The organism is Pseudomonas fluorescens (genome assembly GCF_902497745.1).
In the GTDB taxonomy this organism is placed as follows: Bacteria; Pseudomonadota; Gammaproteobacteria; order Pseudomonadales; family Pseudomonadaceae; genus Aquipseudomonas; species Aquipseudomonas fluorescens_BM.
Window position 1 is genome coordinate 1 of sequence record NZ_CABVHJ010000023.1, and the last position, 17,040, is coordinate 17,040.

General features: G+C 62.5%; 15 protein-coding genes and 1 pseudogene. 4 read left to right on the forward strand and 12 right to left on the reverse strand.

Annotated features, from left to right (window positions below):
* The 12 genes and pseudogenes from F8N44_RS26550 to cbiE all read right to left on the reverse strand — a co-directional run.
* Positions 1–169, reverse strand: a pseudogene (locus tag F8N44_RS26550) (urea ABC transporter permease subunit UrtC); the annotation flags it as partial.
* Positions 169–1,671, reverse strand: coding sequence for an urea ABC transporter permease subunit UrtB (gene urtB, locus F8N44_RS26555; RefSeq protein ID WP_150651725.1), 1,503 nt, complete (start codon positions 1,669–1,671; stop codon positions 169–171). The pseudogene F8N44_RS26550 and the gene urtB, both read right to left, overlap by 1 nt.
* Positions 1,672–1,927: 256 nt before the next feature.
* Complete coding sequence (urtA, locus tag F8N44_RS26560; RefSeq protein WP_150652390.1) at positions 1,928–3,193, reverse strand: urea ABC transporter substrate-binding protein; 1,266 nt, start codon at positions 3,191–3,193, stop codon at positions 1,928–1,930.
* Positions 3,194–3,449: 256 nt separating this feature from the next.
* Positions 3,450–4,829 (reverse strand): PepSY-associated TM helix domain-containing protein, encoded by a 1,380-nt coding sequence (locus tag F8N44_RS26565; protein ID WP_150652391.1) that lies wholly within the window; start codon positions 4,827–4,829, stop codon positions 3,450–3,452.
* 150 nt (positions 4,830–4,979) lie between these two features.
* Positions 4,980–7,100 carry a TonB-dependent copper receptor gene (locus F8N44_RS26570; RefSeq protein ID WP_150652392.1) on the reverse strand — a complete coding sequence of 707 codons (2,121 nt, stop codon included), beginning with the start codon at positions 7,098–7,100 and terminating at the stop codon, positions 4,980–4,982.
* 85 nt (positions 7,101–7,185) lie between these two features.
* The gene (locus F8N44_RS26575; protein ID WP_150652393.1) at positions 7,186–7,632 is read right to left on the reverse strand and encodes a DUF2946 domain-containing protein; all 447 of its coding nucleotides are present in this window, start codon (positions 7,630–7,632) and stop codon (positions 7,186–7,188) included.
* Between the two features lie 21 nt (positions 7,633–7,653).
* Entirely contained in the window at positions 7,654–8,133 is a 480-nt protein-coding gene (locus F8N44_RS26580; protein ID WP_150652394.1) for a copper chaperone PCu(A)C, read from the reverse strand.
* 48 nt (positions 8,134–8,181) lie between these two features.
* A complete protein-coding gene (locus F8N44_RS26585; protein WP_150652395.1) occupies positions 8,182–8,580 on the reverse strand; it encodes a DUF2946 domain-containing protein in 399 nt (132 codons plus the stop codon).
* Positions 8,581–8,677: 97 nt separating this feature from the next.
* A complete protein-coding gene (locus F8N44_RS26590; RefSeq protein ID WP_077570750.1) occupies positions 8,678–8,968 on the reverse strand; it encodes an addiction module antidote protein in 291 nt (96 codons plus the stop codon).
* A 341-nt stretch (positions 8,969–9,309) separates the two neighbouring features.
* Positions 9,310–10,038 (reverse strand): cobalt-precorrin-6A reductase, encoded by a 729-nt coding sequence (locus F8N44_RS26595; RefSeq protein WP_150652396.1) that lies wholly within the window; start codon positions 10,036–10,038, stop codon positions 9,310–9,312.
* Positions 10,035–11,132, reverse strand: coding sequence for a cobalt-precorrin-5B (C(1))-methyltransferase (locus tag F8N44_RS26600; protein WP_150652397.1), 1,098 nt, complete (start codon positions 11,130–11,132; stop codon positions 10,035–10,037). Before F8N44_RS26600 ends, F8N44_RS26595 begins: the two co-directional genes overlap by 4 nt.
* Positions 11,125–12,336 carry a precorrin-6y C5,15-methyltransferase (decarboxylating) subunit CbiE gene (cbiE, locus tag F8N44_RS26605; RefSeq protein ID WP_150652398.1) on the reverse strand — a complete coding sequence of 404 codons (1,212 nt, stop codon included), beginning with the start codon at positions 12,334–12,336 and terminating at the stop codon, positions 11,125–11,127. The genes F8N44_RS26600 and cbiE overlap by 8 nt, the downstream gene beginning before the upstream one ends.
* Before the next feature lie 132 nt (positions 12,337–12,468).
* Here cbiE and cobG point away from each other — a divergent pair, with 132 nt between their 5' ends.
* Genes cobG through cobJ form a run of 4 tightly spaced genes read left to right on the forward strand, consistent with a single transcriptional unit; the run spans position 12,469 to position 16,814 of the window.
* Positions 12,469–13,764: a precorrin-3B synthase gene (cobG, locus tag F8N44_RS26610; protein WP_318182865.1), complete on the forward strand. Its 1,296-nt coding sequence runs from the start codon at positions 12,469–12,471 to the stop codon at positions 13,762–13,764.
* Entirely contained in the window at positions 13,757–14,383 is a 627-nt protein-coding gene (locus F8N44_RS26615) for a precorrin-8X methylmutase (protein WP_150652400.1), read from the forward strand. The genes cobG and F8N44_RS26615 overlap by 8 nt, the downstream gene beginning before the upstream one ends.
* A complete protein-coding gene (locus tag F8N44_RS26620; RefSeq protein WP_412071562.1) occupies positions 14,380–15,114 on the forward strand; it encodes a precorrin-2 C(20)-methyltransferase in 735 nt (244 codons plus the stop codon). Before F8N44_RS26615 ends, F8N44_RS26620 begins: the two co-directional genes overlap by 4 nt.
* Complete coding sequence (cobJ, locus tag F8N44_RS26625) at positions 15,114–16,814, forward strand: precorrin-3B C(17)-methyltransferase (protein ID WP_150652401.1); 1,701 nt, start codon at positions 15,114–15,116, stop codon at positions 16,812–16,814. The genes F8N44_RS26620 and cobJ overlap by 1 nt, the downstream gene beginning before the upstream one ends.
* Positions 16,815–17,040 lie beyond the last annotated feature (226 nt).

Sequence of the window (17,040 nt, forward strand, 5' to 3'; positions counted from 1 at the left end):
TTTTACCAACCAGCGTCAGCGTGTACGCCGAGACCGACAGGGCATTTTCCGCCGGCAACAACGACAGCAACGGCAGGGCGATCAGCAGGGCGAGAATCACCGCGCCAACAGCGATCGTGACTTTCGGGCCGGCCTTTTGTGTAGCGGTAACAAGCAGAGGCTGGTTCATCAGTCGATCACCCGTCCTTTCAGTGCGAAGAGGCCTTGCGGACGTTTCTGGATAAACAGAATGATCAGCGCGAGGATCAGGATTTTGCCGAGCACCGCACCGATCTGCGGTTCGAGAATCTTGTTGGCGATGCCCAGGCCGAAGGCCGCGAGCACGCTACCGGCCAACTGGCCGACGCCGCCGAGCACCACCACCAGGAACGAGTCGATGATGTAGCTCTGGCCGAGGTCCGGGCCGACGTTACCGATCTGGCTCAGCGCCACGCCGCCGAGTCCGGCGATACCGGAACCGAGGCCGAAGGCGAGCATGTCGACGCGACCGGTCGGCACACCGCAGCAGGCAGCCATGTTGCGGTTTTGGGTGACGGCGCGGACGTTGAGGCCGAGGCGGGTTTTGTTCAGCAGCAGCCAGGTCAGCACGACCACGAACAGCGCGAACGCAATGATGACGATGCGGTTGTATGGCAGCACCAGATTCGGCAGCACTTGAATACCGCCGGACAGCCACGCCGGGTTGGCGACTTCAACGTTCTGCGCGCCGAACAGCAGGCGCACCAGTTGAATCAGCATCAGGCTGATGCCCCACGTGGCGAGCAGGGTTTCCAGCGGGCGGCCGTAGAGGTGGCGAATCACCGTGCGCTCCAGCGCCATGCCGATTGCCGCTGTGACGAAGAACGCCACCGGCAGCGCGATCAAGGGATAAAACTCGATCGCTTGGGGGGCGTAGCGCTGGAACATCAACTGCACCACGTACGTCGAGTAGGCACCGAGCATCAGCATCTCGCCGTGAGCCATGTTGATCACGCCGAGCAGGCCGAACGTGATCGCCAGACCGAGTGCGGCGAGCAGCAGAATCGAACCGAGCGACATGCCGCTGAACGCCTGGCCGAGCACTTCGCCGATCAGCAGTTTGCGTTTGACCTGAGCGAGGCTGGTTTCGGCTGCAGTACGTACATTGGCGTCGGCTTCAACGCCAGGTTCGAGCAAACCTTCGAGGCGCGTGCGCGCCAGTGGGTCGCCGGTTTCGCCGAGCAGGCGAACTGCGGCGAGGCGCACGGCCGGATCCGTGTCGACCAGTTGCAGGTTGGCCAGCGCCAGACTCAGGGCGGCATGGACGCTTTCGTCTTTTTCACCCGCGAGTTGCTGGTCGAGGAATTTCAGCTGCGCGGGTTTCGCGCTTTTCTGCAATTGCTGCGCGGCGCTCAGACGGATTTTGGCGTCGGCGGCGAGCAATTGGTGGCTGGCCAGAGCGGTGTCGATCAGACCCCGCAGGCGGTTGTTCAGGCGCAGGGTTTTCGCTTGGCCGTCGACGGTCAGTTCGCCTTGTTGCAGGGCGTTGATCAATTCGATACGGGCCGGGTCGGGCTGCGCGGCCCAGGTTTCCAGCATTTTGGCTTGCTGCACGGGATTGGCCGCGACGAAGTCTTCGGCATCGCCGGCGTGGGCCAGCATCGGCAACAAGAGTGCGATGGCTATGATAAAGCGGTGTATGGCAGTGGGCATTAGTGGTGTGTCCTTTCTTGCGGTGGCCGAAGGAGCGATGTCCGGCTGTGAATCCGCCCCTCACCCTAACCCTCTCCCAGAGGGAGAGGGGACTGACCGAGTTGTCAGGTCATCCAGCACGGACCTGACATTCCTGCGTCGAACTCGGGTTCTGAAAGCCATAGAGATCTGCTCCCTTTCCCCCTCTACCCCTTGGGGGAGAGGGCTGGGGTGAGGGGGAAAAGATCTCCGCCCCACCGCAAAACCCAAGTCAGACTCAGTTGCTCTTCACCGCATAATCCGGCTTCTTGTCGTTGCCCTGAATGAACGGGCTCCACGGCTGCGCACGGATCGGCCCTTCGGTCTGCCACACGACGTTGAACTGACCATCGCTCTGAATCTCGCCGATCATCACCGGTTTGTGCAGGTGGTGATTGGTCTTGTCCATGGTCAAGGTGTAGCCCGACGGCGCCGCGAAAGTCTGGCCGGCGAGTGCCTCGCGGACTTTGTCGACGTCGGTGGATTTGGCTTTCTCAACGGCCTGCGCCCACATGTGGATGCCGACATAAGTGGCTTCCATCGGGTCGTTGGTCACGGCTTTATCCGCGCCCGGCAGGTTGTGTTTCTTTGCGTAGGCTTTCCAGTCAGCGACGAATTTCTGGTTCTGCGGGTTCTCCACCGATTCGAAGTAGTTCCACGCCGCGAGGTTGCCCACCAGCGGTTTGGTGTCGATGCCGCGCAGCTCTTCTTCGCCGACCGAGAACGCCACAACCGGCACGTCGGTGGCTTTCAGACCCTGGTTGGCCAGCTCTTTATAGAACGGCACGTTGGAGTCACCGTTAACGGTCGAGATGACGGCAGTATTGCCACCGGCCGAGAACTTTTTGATGTTGGCGACGATGGTTTGATAGTCGCTGTGCCCGAACGGCGTGTAGACCTCTTCGATGTCCTTGTCGGCGACGCCTTTGGAGTGCAGGAACGAACGCAGGATCTTGTTGGTGGTGCGCGGATAGACGTAGTCGGTGCCGAGCAGGAAGTAGCGCTTGGCACTGCCGCCTTCTTCGCTCATCAGATATTCCACTGCCGGGATCGCTTGCTGGTTCGGCGCGGCGCCGGTGTAGAACACGTTCGGCGACATTTCTTCGCCTTCGTATTGCACCGGATAGAACAGCAGACCGTTGAGTTCTTCGAACACCGGCAACACCGATTTACGCGACACCGAGGTCCAGCAACCAAACACCACGGACACCTTGTCCTGAGTCAGCAACTGCCGGCCCTTCTCAGCGAACAGCGGCCAGTTCGACGCCGGGTCAACCACGACCGGCTCAAGCATCTTGCCGTTGACGCCGCCCTTGGCGTTGATCTCGTCGATGGTCATCAGCGCCATGTCTTTGAGCGACGTTTCGGAGATCGCCATGGTGCCGGACAACGAATGCAGAATCCCGACCTTGATGGTCTCGGCGGCCTGGACGGTCCAGGTCATGCCCATCGCGGCAATGGATGCCGTGAGTGTGAAAGCCTTGATCAAACTGCGACGCTTCATTGTGCGATCTCCATGAACGTTTGAAGTTTTTTTGGTTGGCAGATGCGGACGACTGAAGGGTGTTTTGCAAGGGCTGTGCCCGGTCGGGTTTTGGCAAGAAAATGTCGTGTTAGAGCGGTTGGCTGTGTGGCGCATGCACCATGAAGGAACGCTCATGGCGCATTGGTGCAGGCTGCCGCGCCAGATTGGGGCGCAAAAAAAATCCCGTGCAGGGGAGCCCGCACGGGATTGGCGTTGAAGAAGGTCGAGTGCGGTTTCAGGATGAAGTCGACGCAGACTCGGTTTGCCGATTCATCCGTGACAGCAGCAGTCGATCCAGCAACCACACCACCACAAGTGAAGCCCCCACCAGTGGAAACACCACCGCCAGCGCCAACATGATCACCACGCCGGTTTTCCATTTCGGCAAGTCATGGCGCAGCGGCGGTACGCCGAATTTGCCCTGTGGCCGGCGCTTCCACCAGATCACCACGCCGCTGACGGCGCTGAGCAGAATCATCAGGCAGATCAGCAGCACCACGATCTGGTTGAAGGTGCCGAACATCTTGCCCTCGTGGAGCATCACGCCGATCTCAGTGGCGCGGGCGACGGTGCCGTATTGTTCGAAGCGAACATCGGCGAGCACCTTGCCGGTGTATTGATCGACATGCAGGGTCGCGTCGTTACGCGGGTCATCGGCGAACACGGCGATGGTGAACACGCCGGTGGCGGTGGTCGGCAGGGTGATGCTGTAACCCGGCTCGACCTTGCGCTGGGTGGCGATGTTTTGCACGTCTTGCAGGCTGATGGCGGGTGCTGCGGGGCCAGCGTTGGTGGCGCCGTGGTTCATGTGTTCGGCGTGGTCGCCGGACATTGGCATTGGCGTGTTTTCCATCGCCCATGGCACGGTCTGGCGCGTGGCGGTGTTAAGGCTGCGCGCCTCGACGTCGGAGGTTGGCACGTTGTCCCACATCGCCGCCGGGAACACGTTCCACACCTGGGCATATTGCTTGCCCCAGAAACCGGTCCAGGTCATGCCGCTGAGCAACATTACCAGCAACAGGGTGGCGCCCCAGAACCCGGTGACCGCGTGCAGATCACGCCACAACACGCGACCGCGACTGTTCAGCCGTGGCCACAGAATCCCCGCTGCCTGACCGCGCGGCCACCACAGGAACAGGCCAGACACCACCAGAACCACGCCCCAGCCAGCGGCCATTTCGATGAGACGATCACCGACGGTGCCGATCATCAATTCGCCGTGAATGGCGCGGGCGATGGCTTGCAGATTTTGTTTGGCATCCTGCTCGCCGAGGATGTCGCCGTGGTACGGATCGACGAACACGTTGAGTTCGTGGTCGGCGTTGGTCAGCACAAACTGTGCGCTGCGTTCGGCGTTGACCGGCGGCAGATACTGGGTGACCTGGCCCTGTGGATAAGCACTTTTCACCCGTTGCAGCAGGTCATCCGCCGGCACTGTGTGATGGCCGGCCGGGACGTTGAGCAGGCTGCTGTACATCAGCGAATCGAGCTGCGGTTTGAACAGATAAATGATGCCGGTCAGGGCCAGCATCACCATGAAGGGGGCGACGAAGAGACCGGCGTAAAAATGCCAACGCCAGGCCAGGTTGTAGAAATTCGGTTTGGGCTGTTTCATCACGTGTGCTCCGCTGGGCTTGGATCTTCTAGTTGTTCTGCAACCTTGTGGGAGCGAGCCTGCTCGCGAAGGCGTCGTGCCAGACGACATCAATGTTGAATGTGCCGTCCCCTTCGCGAGCAGGCTCGCTCCCACATGGGTGGGTAGGTGTTAGAAACTCATGTCGACCTTGGTCCAGAGCGTGCGCCCCGGCTCATTGATCGCTTGCGGGTCGTTGGCCGGGTAGCCGAATCCGGCGTTACCCGCCAGGTTCAGGTGTTCGGCGTAAGCCTTGCCGAACAGGTTGTCGACGCCGCTGCTGACCTTCCAGTGTTTGTTGATCCGATAGGCACCGTTGAGTGAGAACACGCCGAAGCCCGAACTCTTGTCGTAATCCTTGCCGACCACGTTGCCCTTGTTCTGGTCGATACGGTTTTGTGCGGCAACCACCCTCCACAGTGCGCCGGCGCTCCAGTTGTCTTCGGTATAGGTCAGACCGAAGCGGGCATCCAGCGGCGGCATTTGCGGCAGGGCCGTGCCGTCGCTGCTGTTCTTGCCCCAGGCGTAGGCCAGGGTCGCATCGGCTTTCCAGTGGTCGGTGAGTCTGTACGCGGCACCGAGTTCACCGCCCATGATTCGCGCGTCGATGTTCTCGGCGCGCGAGGTGCTCATGCCCATCATTCCCGGGGTGTAGTCGAAGAGGATGTAGTCGCGGACCACGCCGACGTAACCCGAGGCCCAGGCTTCGAGGTCGGCGCTCTTGTAGTTCACGCCGAAGTCGAACTGGGTGGTCTTTTCCGGTTTGATCGAGTCGAACGCATTGACCGATCCGACCGGGCCGGACTTGGGCGAAAACAGCTCCCAGTAATCCGGGAAGCGCTGCGCATGACCGAGGCCTGCATAGAGCGTGGTCGGGCTGTCGGCCAGGTCATGCTCGTAGCGAATGAAACCGCTGGGCAGGGTGGCGGCGCGGGTATCGTCGGCGGTCGGGTTCGGGCGAGTCATCATTCCCGAGCCAGTGGTCTGTCGATAATCCTTGGCCGAAGCGCGGTCGACGCGGGCGCCGCTGATCAGCCGATCACGGTCGGCGGCGTACCAGGTCATTTCGCTGAACACGCCGTAGTTATGGAAATCGGCGTCCTTGCTGTACGGCTGATCCTTGTAGGTATCGATGCCCATGCCGCTGCGCTGACGGTGTTCGTTGGTCTGCGCATCGAGGCCGGTGATCAGTTGAATATCAGCCCAGCGCCAGGTGGCCTTGATCCGTGCGCCGAGGGTGCGGCGGTCGACGTTGGAGGCCATGGGCCCGGCCATCATCCCGGTGCCGGACGGCGTGCGCAGGGTGTAGTTGTCCATCACGTGGTCGGCGTAGTTGTAGTAGACCTGCGCTTCGAGTTTCTCCAGCACGTCGGTGATGTTGGATTTTTCGAAACGCAGGCCGAGGCTTTCCCGCAGGAACTGCGAACCGTCCATGCCGCGCCCGGCGTAGCGTGCTTCACCGTCGCCCTTGCCGGCGGTGAGTTCGATCAGGGTGTCGGCGTCCGGGGTCCAGCCGACCGCGATATCGCCGTTCCACTTGTCGTAGCGCGAGGCGACGATGTCGTTGTTGCCGTCGCGGTAATCGTCGGAATGCGCGGTGTTGCCGATCACGCGCACGTAGCCCAACGGCCCGCCGGCAGCGGCGTCGACGACCTTGTCGAAGCGGCCGTGGGAGCCGGCCAGAATGCTCGCGTTCACGCGGGTGCCGAGTTCGCCAAAGCTCTCCGGCTCACGATCAAACAGCACCGTACCCGCCGACGCGCCCGGCCCCCAAAGCACGGTTTGCGGGCCTTTGATCACGGTGAGTTTGTCGTAGGTTTCCGGTGAGATGTACGAGGTCGGCGCGTCCATTCGGCCGGGGCAGGCGCCGAGCATCATGCTGCCATTGGTGAGGATGTTCAGCCGCGAGCCGAACATGCCGCGCAGCACTGGATCACCATTGGTGCCGCCATTGCGCACCAGAGCGAAGCCGGGAATGGTCTTGAGATAATCGCCGCCATCGCTGGCCGGTACCGGTTGGCGCGGATCTTTTGGATTGGTGACGATGGTCAGTGGCGAGCTCGGCGCAATTGCGGTGATCACCGTTGGACTGAGTTCTTCGTTGTGGCCAGCGTGATCATCGGCCAGCACCAGCGGGGACAGCAGAACGCCGCAAAGGACGGCGGTAGCGTGCCTGAAACGAATCCGCGATTCGGTCAAAGCGAAGGAAGCCGGGGCACAGCCCGAGCGTGGAACAGCAGCAAACCTGGACATGACAATTTCCATCAAACAGTCGTAAACGACACGGCCGGCAGCCTTAAGCTGTCTTCTCAACCGTGTGCAATCAGAGGTGCGGTGTTTACGCTGCGACGGGCGGGGCGCGGGTGCGGGCGCCGGGGAAGAAGGTTTGCCGGGCGTGACCCAGGCGTGGCGAGGGCGGAGTGAAGGTGTTCAGCGGCGCAATATTGAAGGCGACGAAATCGCCTCCGCCGGTCAGTGCCGGGCAATTGAACAGCAGGCTGCAATAGCCGCACTTTTCCCACAGCACGTGGTGCGAGGATTGCGGCGGGCAGTGTTCTGCCGCCGGTTGTGCATCATGGCCGCTGTGGTCCATGCCCGGCATGGCCATCGACATGTCCATGCTCATCGGCATTGATGTCGAGGCGTGTTGATCCATCGGCATCGACTGAGAAATCAGTGGGCCGATGAAGATCATCAACATGGCGAACAGGGCGATCCAGCTGCCGCGAGTCAGGTGTTGAGTCTGACGGCGTTGCCGGGAGGACCTGGCGCTCAGCGGGCGCATGCGCGGAGTCTGCCGGAGGGCTTACTGAGCGTGCGCGTGGGCCTGCGTGGTTTCCGGCGGTTTCTTCTGCACCGAGACTTCGACGGTGACTTCACCGGCCTTCTCGAAATGCAGCGTCAGCGGGAAGCGTTTGCCGTCGCTGAGCAGGCTGCGATCGGTCGGGTTGAGCAGCATCACGTGGTAGGCCATTGGGGCGAAGGTCACGTTGCCGCCGGCGGGAATGGCCACGTTCGGCACTTGCTGCATCTTCATCAGATCGCCCTGCATTACGTGATCGTGCAGTTGCGCTTCGGGGGCAATCGGCGAGTCGACGCTGAGCAGGCGATCGTCCGACTTGCCGGCGTTGTGAATGATGAAATAGGCGGCGACCGTCGGCGCATTCGGCGGCAACTCTTGCGACCACGGATGGGCGATCTCAAGTTCCCCAACTTTGTATTCGTGAGCATGGGCAAAGCACGCCGGCAACAGCAGCGCAGCGACGATGATGAGTTTGTTCAACATGGCAGTTCTCCAGAACGATTTGAAACGCAGGTCAATTGCGCGAACAAATCAAACCAGAGGGGAAGCGCGGGGATTGAGACTTGGCCATTGCTGGCGCGGCGTCGGTGTTTGCAGAGAGGCGGGCACCACGCTGCGATTGCTTTCGTAACGGGCGAAATACAGCTGCGGCGAATGCCCCGGCAGCGCCACCAACGGCGCCGAGCCCGAGCAGCACCAGCAATGCTGCATGTTCGAATGAGTGTCGTTGCTCGGGGCCTTTTGATCGGTGGCGCCGATGTTGATCGCCACCATCTTCGTCCCGCTGCCGGTGCAGAAACTGCTCCAGAGCAACTGTTCGGCCGGTGAATTGGCCGCCTGTGCCATTGCTCCCGTCATCGGCATGGCGAGCATGTTGAACAGCACTGCAAAGCAGGCGATCCAGGCAATTGCTAGCCGGCGTCGGTTCATGGGACAGATCCATTGGGTGGGCGATCAGGCGCGGCTATTTAGCCTGATCAGGGCCGATAAGTAAAAAAGCGTCGTGCGGTTTGGTGTCGCAGCGCGGTCACAGCGTTACGGCATGCAATCTCAAACCCAGAGCCTTCATGACTTTCATGATAGTTGCGAATTCGGGATTGCCAGTGCTACTCAGCGCCTTATAAAGACTTTCGCGGCCCAAACCTGCATCCCGCGCCACTTGTGTCATGCCTTGAGCCCGGGCGATGTCATTGAGCGCTGCACGGATAAGGACGCCGTCGCCTTCATCATCGTCAAAACAGGCATCTAGATATGCCGCCATGTCCTCGGGAGTTTTGAGGTACTCGGCGGCGTCAAAACGGGCGAATTCTTCTGACATTGAATGTGTACGCCCTTGGAATCAAAGACGTTGAGCGTAGAGGTGGACGCTGACTGCCGATAGTCAGTGATTCGTTAAGTTGTTGTGGGCAGTGTCCGTTGCGTTTGTAGGATTCAGGTCAGATATCCGGCCGAACCCGTGACATTGTGGGAGCGAGCCTGCTCGCGAAAGCGGTGGGTCAGGCAATGATGTGCAGACTTCGCCGACGTCTTCGCGAGCAGGCTCGCTCCCACAGTGGTCGGTGGCGAACACGTAGTCTGTGTACGTCGCGAACCTTGTGGAAGCGGCGGTGCGACGATTCGACTTGCCCGCGAAGGCGTCCGTGAGAACTGCGCTTGTTTTTAGATAAGGTTAAGGGGCGCAAGGGCCATGAGGATTGCGTCGACCGAGGCAAACTCCCGATCAACCCCCGGTAACCCCGGCCGCTTCAACACCAGCACCGGCACCCCACGCTCGCGCGCCACTTCTAGCTTCGGCTCGGTCGCGGCGCTGCCACTGTTCTTGCTGATCAACACATCGATCTGCCGCCGTTCGAACAGTGCGCGCTCATCCTCCAGCAGAAACGGCCCCCGCGCACCGATCACTTCGCAGCGTTCGTTGCCGGGGTAGACGTCGAGGGCGCGCAAGGTCCAGAACTGGCCCCGAGGGATTTCATCGAGGTGTTGCAGCGGTTCGCGGCCGAGGGTGAACAGCGGTCGGCGAAACGGCTTGAGGGCAGCGATCAACTCGGCCCAGTCGCTGATTTCGCGCCAGTCATCACCGGGCTGCGGCTGCCACGCCGGACGGCGCAAAGCCCAGCAGGGGATGCCGGTCAGGTGCGCGGCGGTGGCGGCGTTCTGGCTGATCTGTGCGGCATAGGGATGCGTGGCGTCGAGCAACAGATCGATGCCTTCGTCGCGAATGAATTGCGCCAGTCCTTCGGCGCCACCGTAACCACCGACGCGCACCTGACAGGTCAGATCCGTCGGCACCCGGCCAACGCCGGCGAGGCTGTAAATATGTTGCGGCCCGAGCGTGCGGGCAATCGCCAGCGCTTCCGTGACGCCGCCCAACAGCAGAATCCGCTTCATGCAAAACCTCCGGCATGCCCGACAATCCCGCCCTGACGATCAATCGCAAACACCTCGACCTGCACCTGCGCCGGCACCACGCTGCGGGCAAAATTCAGCGCATGCCGGCAGACTTCATCACCGAGGGCGATCCCCGCCGCACTGGCCATTGCCAAGGCTTGCTGACTGGTATTGGCCTCACGAATGCCTTGCTGCAACGCCTCATCGGCACCGATCGCCGCTGCCCACTCAGCCAGTTGCGGTAAGTCAATACTCGAATGCCGCGAGTGCAGATCCATGTGTCCGGCGGCCAGTTTGCTGATCTTGCCGAAGCCGCCGCACAGGCTGAGTTTATCCACAGGCACTTTGCGCAGATGCTTGAGCACTGCACCGACAAAATCACCCATTTCGATCAAGGCGATTTCCGGCAGGTCGTAGACCCGGCGCATGGTGTCTTCGCTGGCATTGCCGGTGCACGCGGCGATGTGCAGATAACCGTTGGTTTTCGCCACGTCGATGCCTTGATGAATCGAGGCGATGTAAGCCGCGCAGGAGAACGGCCGGACGATGCCGCTGGTGCCGAGGATCGACAGCCCGCCAAGAATGCCCAGTCGCGGATTCATGGTTTTCAGTGCCAGCGCCTCGCCGCCCTCGACGTTGACGGTGACGTCGAAGCCGCCGCCGTAACCCGTCTCGGCTGCGAGCAGGCTCAGGTGATCGCTGATCATCTTGCGCGGCACCGGGTTGATTGCCGGCTCGCCAACGCCGAGCACCAGGCCCGGCCGCGTTACAGTGCCAACGCCGGCACCGGCATTGAAACGAATCCCCGGCTCACTCAGCAGTCGCACCCGCGAATAGAGCAAGGCGCCGTGGGTCACGTCCGGATCGTCACCGGCATCCTTGATCGTTCCGGCCTCGGCGCCGTCGTCGGTCAACCGGCAGAACTCCAGGCGCATCTGCACCTGTTTGCCTTTGGGCAAAACGATCTGCACCGCATCGGCCGACAGCCCGCCGAGCAGCAGGCGCGCAGCGGCGAGGCTGGTGGCGGTGGCGCAACTGCCGGTGGTCAGGCCGCTGCGCAGGGGCGCGGGTTGTTCGGCGGTTTCGTCACGCATCGAGGGGTTTGACCAGATCGAGCAGGGTGATCGGCAGCGCCTGCCGCCAAGTGTCGAACTCGCCGAGCGGCTGCGCTTGGGCGACATGGATGCGCGTCAGCTCGCCGCCGTAACGTTCGCGCCAGTTCATCAGGGCCGCTTCGCTTTGCAGGGTCACCGCGTTGGCGACCAGACGGCCACCGGGTTTGAGCTGTTCCCAGCAGGTTTCAAAGACGCCCTCACGGGTGACGCCGCCACCGATGAAAATCGCATCCGGGCGCTCCAGTCCGGCCAATGCCTGCGGTGCCTTGCCGCGAATCAATTGCAGGCCGGGCACACCCAACGCATCGCGGTTGTGCTCGATCAATTGCTGGCGACCTTCGTCGGCTTCGATGGCCAAGGTACGGCAGCTCGGGTGCGCGCGCATCCACTCGATGCCGATCGAGCCGCTGCCGGCGCCGACATCCCAGAGCAGTTCGCCGGGTGTCGGGGCGAGACGGGCGAGGGTGATGGCGCGTACGTCGCGTTTGGTCAATTGGCCGTCGTGCTGGAATGCCGAGTCTGGCAATCCAGCGAGGCGTGACAGGCGCGGGACGTCGGCATCGGCCAGGCATTCGATGGCGATGACGTTGAGGTCGGCTATCGGCGCGTCGTCCCAAGCGTCGGCGGTGCTGTCGATGCTCCGCTCGGCGTCGCCGCCCAGATGTTCGAGAACGCTCATGCGACTTGAACCGAAACCGCGTTCGCGGAGCAATTGCGCAACAGCCGCCGGGCTCTGGCCGTCGTTGCTCAGCAACAACAACCGCACGCCACTGAATAATTGGGCATTGAGCGCCGCCAGCGGTCGGGCCACCAGCGACAGCGTCACCACCTCCTGCAACGGCCAGCCGAGACGAGCGGCAGCCAGTGAACAGGACGACGGCGCTGGCAGAATCAGCATCTCTTCGCTCGGCACCTGGCGGGCGAGGCTGGCACCGACGCCGTAAAACATCGGATCACCACTGGCCAATACGCAGACCGCTTCGCCCCGCTGTTCGAGCACGGGCGCGAGGGAAAACGGGCTAGGCCACAATTGCCGTTCACCGCGAATACACACCGGCAGCAAATCCAGTTGACGCTGGCCACCGACGATCCGCGAGGCGCCCAGCAGGGCACGCCGGGCGTTTTTGCCCAGGCCCTTGAAGCCGTCTTCACCGATTCCCACTACCGTCAGCCAGGGTGACATCTATATTCCTCTAAACAGGCCGTTCCGACGGGCAGACTTTTCATGCCAGCGGACAAAGCAGGCATAATACCGCGCCTTCGCCCGCGAAGCGCCTTTCCCACGCAGCCGGTCCGCCCCTTGAACGAACGCCCGATGTCCACCGCTTTACGCCCCTCGGCCTGCCCGGGGTTGCTGCGTATCGTCCAGGCACTGGATGGCGGTATCTGCCGGATCAAGCTCAATGGCGGGTCGATCAGCGCCGATCAAGCCGACGCGGTGGCCGATGCAGCGGAACAGTTCGGCGGGGCGATCGAGGCGACCAACCGCGCCAATCTGCAAATCCGTGGGATCGGTCAGCAATCTGCAGCGCTGATCGAACGTCTGCTCGCCGCCGGTCTCGGCCCGCGCACGGCGGCCGGTGACGATGTGCGCAACCTGATGCTCAGCCCCACTGCCGGGATTGATCGGCAGATGCACTTCGACACCCGGCCCCTCGCCGAACAGATCCTCGATACGCTGCAAAGCCATCCACGTTTCCACGAGTTGAGCGCCAAGTTCGCTGTGCTACTGGATGGTGGCGAAGCGTTGGCGATGCTCGAACATCCCCATGACCTGTGGTTGTCGGCGTTCGAGCGTGACGGTGAAACCATCCTGGCGTTCGGTCTTGCCGGATGCCCGACGGATCGCGGGGTCGGCGCGGTGGCGCTGGAACACGGCCATGCGCTGGTGGTTGCGGTGCTGGAATTGTTTCTTGAGTCGGCGCGGCCCGAGCAGACGCGCATGCGCCATTTGCTCGACGAGTTGCCGCTCTCGGCGTTTATCGAGCAACTGAGCACGCGCTTGCCGATCAAGCCGATCAGCCATTGGCAACGCGCGGCCGTGGCGGACGATCTGCACATCGGCGCTCATCCGCAAAATACTTCGGGGCGGGTGTACGTCGGTGCAGTGCCAGCGCTGGGCCGTCTCGATCCGGCGATGCTGCGCGGGGCGGCGCAACTGGCCCGCCAGTTCGGCAATGGCAGCCTGCGTTTCACCCCTTGGCAAAGCCTGCTGCTGCCCGACGTCAACGCAGGCGATACGGTCCAAGTGCTGGAAGGCTTTCAGCGACTGAACCTGTTGACCCGCGCTGGCGACCCCCTCGCACGCCTGATCGCCTGCACCGGTTCCAAGGGCTGCGGCAAAGGCCTGGCCGACACCAAGCAGGACGCCCGCCATCTGGCGGCGTTGCTGCCCTCGGCCCTCAATGTGCACCTGAGCGGCTGCTCGCGCTCTTGCGCCGCCGCCCACTGTGCCCCGGTGACATTGCTGGCCGTCAGTCCCGGTCATTACGACCTCTATTTTCGCGATGCAACGCTGCCGGGTTTCGGCGCGCTGCACGCCCGCAACCTTACTATTGAAGCGGCCGCGACCCTGCTCGCCGCCCGCTCTCGGAGCCCCATTGATGCTTGATTACATCCGCGACGGTCAGGAGATCTATCGCAACTCCTTCGCGATCATTCGCAGCGAGGCCAATCTGGCGCGCATCCCGGCCGATCTGGAGAAACTCGCGGTGCGGGTGATCCACGCCTGCGGCATGGTCGAAGCCGTCGACGGTCTGCAGTTCTCCGAGGGTGCGGGCAAGGCCGGGCGCGATGCGCTGGCCGCCGGTGCGCCGATCCTCTGCGATGCGCGGATGGTCTCCGAAGGCGTGACCCGTGCGCGCCTGCCGGCCAATAACGAAGTGATCTGCACCCTGCGCGACGACAGCGTGCCTGCGCTTGCCCGTGAACTGGGCAACACCCGTTCCGCCGCCGCGCTGGAGCTGTGGCGTCCGCATCTGGCAGGCAGCGTCGTGGTGATCGGCAACGCGCCGACAGCGCTGTTCTACCTGCTGGAAATGCTCGACGCCGGCGCACCGAAACCGGCGCTGATTCTGGGTTTCCCGGTCGGCTTCGTCGGCGCTGCCGAATCGAAAGCCGCGCTGGCCGCCGACAGCCGTGGCGTACCGTTCGTGATCATGCAGGGTCGCCTCGGTGGCAGCGCCATGGCCGCCGCCGCCGTTAACGCCCTCGCCACGGAGATCGAATGATGCAGGTCAAAGGACGTTTGATTGGCCTGGGCGTCGGCCCGGGTGATCCGGAACTGATTACCGTCAAGGCCCTGCGTTTGCTGCGTGAATCGCCAGTGGTAGCGTACTTCGTCGCCAAGGGCAAAAAGGGCAATGCCTTCGGCATCATCGAGGCGCACCTTCAAGAGGCGCAGAACCTGCTGCCGCTGGTCTACCCGGTGACCACCGAAGCTCTGCCGGCGCCGCTTTCCTATGAGCAAGTCATCAGTGATTTCTACGATGAAGCCGCCGTAACGGTCGCGGCACATCTGGATGCCGGTCGTGATGTGGCGGTGATCTGTGAGGGCGATCCGTTCTTCTACGGCTCCTACATGTACCTGCACGATCGCCTCGCCACGCGCTATGAAGCGCAAGTAGTGCCAGGCGTGTGCTCGATGCTCGGTGGCGCGTCGGTGCTAGGCGCGCCGTTGGTGTATCGCAATCAGAGCCTGTCGGTGCTCTCCGGCGTGTTGCCCCATGAAGAGCTGAAACGCCGACTGGCCGATGCCGACGCGGCGGTGATCATGAAGCTGGGGCGCAACTTCCCGAAAGTGCGGCAGGTGCTGGAAGAACTCGGTCTGGCCGAACGCGCGCTGTACGTCGAGCGCGCAACCATGGCCAATCAGAAGATCGTGCCGATGGATCAGGTCGAACCGATGTCGTCGCCGTACTTCTCGCTGATCATCGTGCCGGGCGAACGGTGGCAAGGCTGATGACTCAATCTTCCCCCGCCATTGTCATTCTCGGTCAGGGCAGCATGGCCACCGCGCGGCGCATCCAGCAGGTGTATCCGGCGGCGCAGATCCATGGCCTTGCCGGGCGCGTCGAAGGTGCCGATTGCACTTATCAGGAATTCGGCGCGACCCTGCGCGCGCTGTATCAACAGGACACACCGATCATTGCCCTGTGCGCCGCTGGCATCGTCATCCGCACGCTGGCGCCGCTGCTGCTGGAAAAGGGCGCCGAACCGGCAGTGCTCGCCGTGGCCGAAGACGGCAGCGCCGTGGTGCCGCTGTTGGGCGGCCTCGGCGGGGTGAATGTCATGGCGCGGGAAATCGCAGCCGGGCTGCAAGTTGCGGCGGCGATCACCACCAGCGGCGAGTTGCGTTTTGGCACGTGCCTGCTCAATCCCCCGACGGGCTACGCGCTGGGCGATCTGGAACTGGGCAAGCGATTTGTCTCCGATCTGTTGGCCGGCCACAGCGTGCGCATCGAAGGCGCCGCGCCGTGGCTGGATCAGGCGCAATTGCCGGAAGATCCGCAGGCGCAGCGCTCGATTCATGTCGGCAGTGTCGCGCGTGAAGCGAGTGCCAGTGAGTTACTGATCTATCCACGCAGTGTGGCGGTGGCGGTGAGTGCGGAAACAGCAGACCTGACGGATGCCGTTCGCAGTGCCTTGCAGCAGGCGAAAATTGCCGTGCAGTCGCTGGCCTGCCTGCTAGTCAGCGAGACGCAAATGGCTGCGCCACTTTTGCGTGAAGCGGCGCTTGAACTGGGTGTGCCGCTGCGCTTTGTCGCGGCGCAAAGCGACATCGAAACCCTGGCGCGAGTCGCAGTGCCCGAGGCGACAGTCGTGGCCGGCCACGGCATGGCAATCGCAGTTGCCGAGCAGCCTCTGGATGTTTCAAAGATTGGCCGGCCACGCGGTCGTCTCGCGGTGATCGGCCTCGGCCCCGGCGCTGCCGAACTGATGGTGCCGGCGGTGAAAGCCGAGCTGGCCCGCGCCACCGATGTACTGGGCTACGAAACTTACGTGCGCATGGCCGGGCCGTTTCGCGACGATCAGGTGCAGCACTGCACCGACAACCGCGAAGAGATGCAGCGCGCCCGTCACGCCTTCAGGCTGGCCGCCGAGGGGCGCTCGGTGATCGTCGTGTCGTCGGGCGATCCCGGCGTGTTCGCCATGGCCGCTGCGGTGCTTGAAGCGTTGCACGAATCGGCTGATCCGGCGTGGCACAGCGTCGACCTGGAAATCCTCCCGGGCGTGTCGGCCTCGCTGGGTACCGCCGCGCAGGCCGGTGCACCGCTGGGCCATGACTTCTGCGTGATGTCGCTGTCGGACAACCTCAAGCCTTGGTCGATCATCGAGAAGCGTCTGGACCTGGCCGCCGAAGCAGATCTGGCGTTGGCGTTCTATAACCCGATCTCACGCGCGCGTCCGTGGCAACTGGGCCGGGCATTGGAAATCGTCGCGCAGCATCGTGCACCTGAAACGCCCGTGGTATTGGGCCGCGACATCGGCCGTCCGGGTCAGACCTTGCGCACCACGACGTTGGGCGCGTTGACGCCGGAGCAGGTGGACATGCGCACCATGGTGTTGATTGGTTCTTCCACTACCTGCACCTTTCCCCGCGCCAGCGGGGGTGATTGGGTCTACACGCCGCGCTGGTATGGCGAAAAACCGCTTTCCTGAGCAGGACGCCGAGGCAAGTTGTAAATAAGTTGCCTCGGTGAGATATCAAGTCGAAATTCCCTATCAGCCGATAAGGTTTAAACCAGAGCGGTGTATCCGTCAGGAGCACCGCTTCGTTTGTTTATCGAACGACTCGTCATGCAGCTGTTTGTTACCGGATCATGCGTGCGCTGAACTTATCTGTCGTTTGATGTTTCTTGAGAAATTATTTGAGTTTTGTGCTTTT

Bases quoted from the DNA above. Each gene is read 5' to 3' on its own strand.
- urtB (WP_150651725.1), bottom strand. From the start codon at position 1,671: ATGCCCACTGCCATACACCGCTTTATCATAGCCATCGCACTCTTGTTG.
- urtA (WP_150652390.1), bottom strand. From the start codon at position 3,193: ATGAAGCGTCGCAGTTTGATCAAGGCTTTCACACTCACGGCATCCATT.
- F8N44_RS26565 (WP_150652391.1), bottom strand. From the start codon at position 4,829: ATGAAACAGCCCAAACCGAATTTCTACAACCTGGCCTGGCGTTGGCAT.
- F8N44_RS26570 (WP_150652392.1), bottom strand. From the start codon at position 7,100: ATGTCCAGGTTTGCTGCTGTTCCACGCTCGGGCTGTGCCCCGGCTTCC.
- F8N44_RS26575 (WP_150652393.1), bottom strand. From the start codon at position 7,632: ATGCGCCCGCTGAGCGCCAGGTCCTCCCGGCAACGCCGTCAGACTCAA.
- F8N44_RS26580 (WP_150652394.1), bottom strand. From the start codon at position 8,133: ATGTTGAACAAACTCATCATCGTCGCTGCGCTGCTGTTGCCGGCGTGC.
- F8N44_RS26585 (WP_150652395.1), bottom strand. From the start codon at position 8,580: ATGAACCGACGCCGGCTAGCAATTGCCTGGATCGCCTGCTTTGCAGTG.
- F8N44_RS26590 (WP_077570750.1), bottom strand. From the start codon at position 8,968: ATGTCAGAAGAATTCGCCCGTTTTGACGCCGCCGAGTACCTCAAAACT.
- F8N44_RS26595 (WP_150652396.1), bottom strand. From the start codon at position 10,038: ATGAAGCGGATTCTGCTGTTGGGCGGCGTCACGGAAGCGCTGGCGATT.
- F8N44_RS26600 (WP_150652397.1), bottom strand. From the start codon at position 11,132: ATGCGTGACGAAACCGCCGAACAACCCGCGCCCCTGCGCAGCGGCCTG.
- cbiE (WP_150652398.1), bottom strand. From the start codon at position 12,336: ATGTCACCCTGGCTGACGGTAGTGGGAATCGGTGAAGACGGCTTCAAG.
- cobG (WP_318182865.1), top strand. From the start codon at position 12,469: ATGTCCACCGCTTTACGCCCCTCGGCCTGCCCGGGGTTGCTGCGTATC.
- F8N44_RS26615 (WP_150652400.1), top strand. From the start codon at position 13,757: ATGCTTGATTACATCCGCGACGGTCAGGAGATCTATCGCAACTCCTTC.
- F8N44_RS26620 (WP_412071562.1), top strand. From the start codon at position 14,380: ATGATGCAGGTCAAAGGACGTTTGATTGGCCTGGGCGTCGGCCCGGGT.
- cobJ (WP_150652401.1), top strand. From the start codon at position 15,114: ATGACTCAATCTTCCCCCGCCATTGTCATTCTCGGTCAGGGCAGCATG.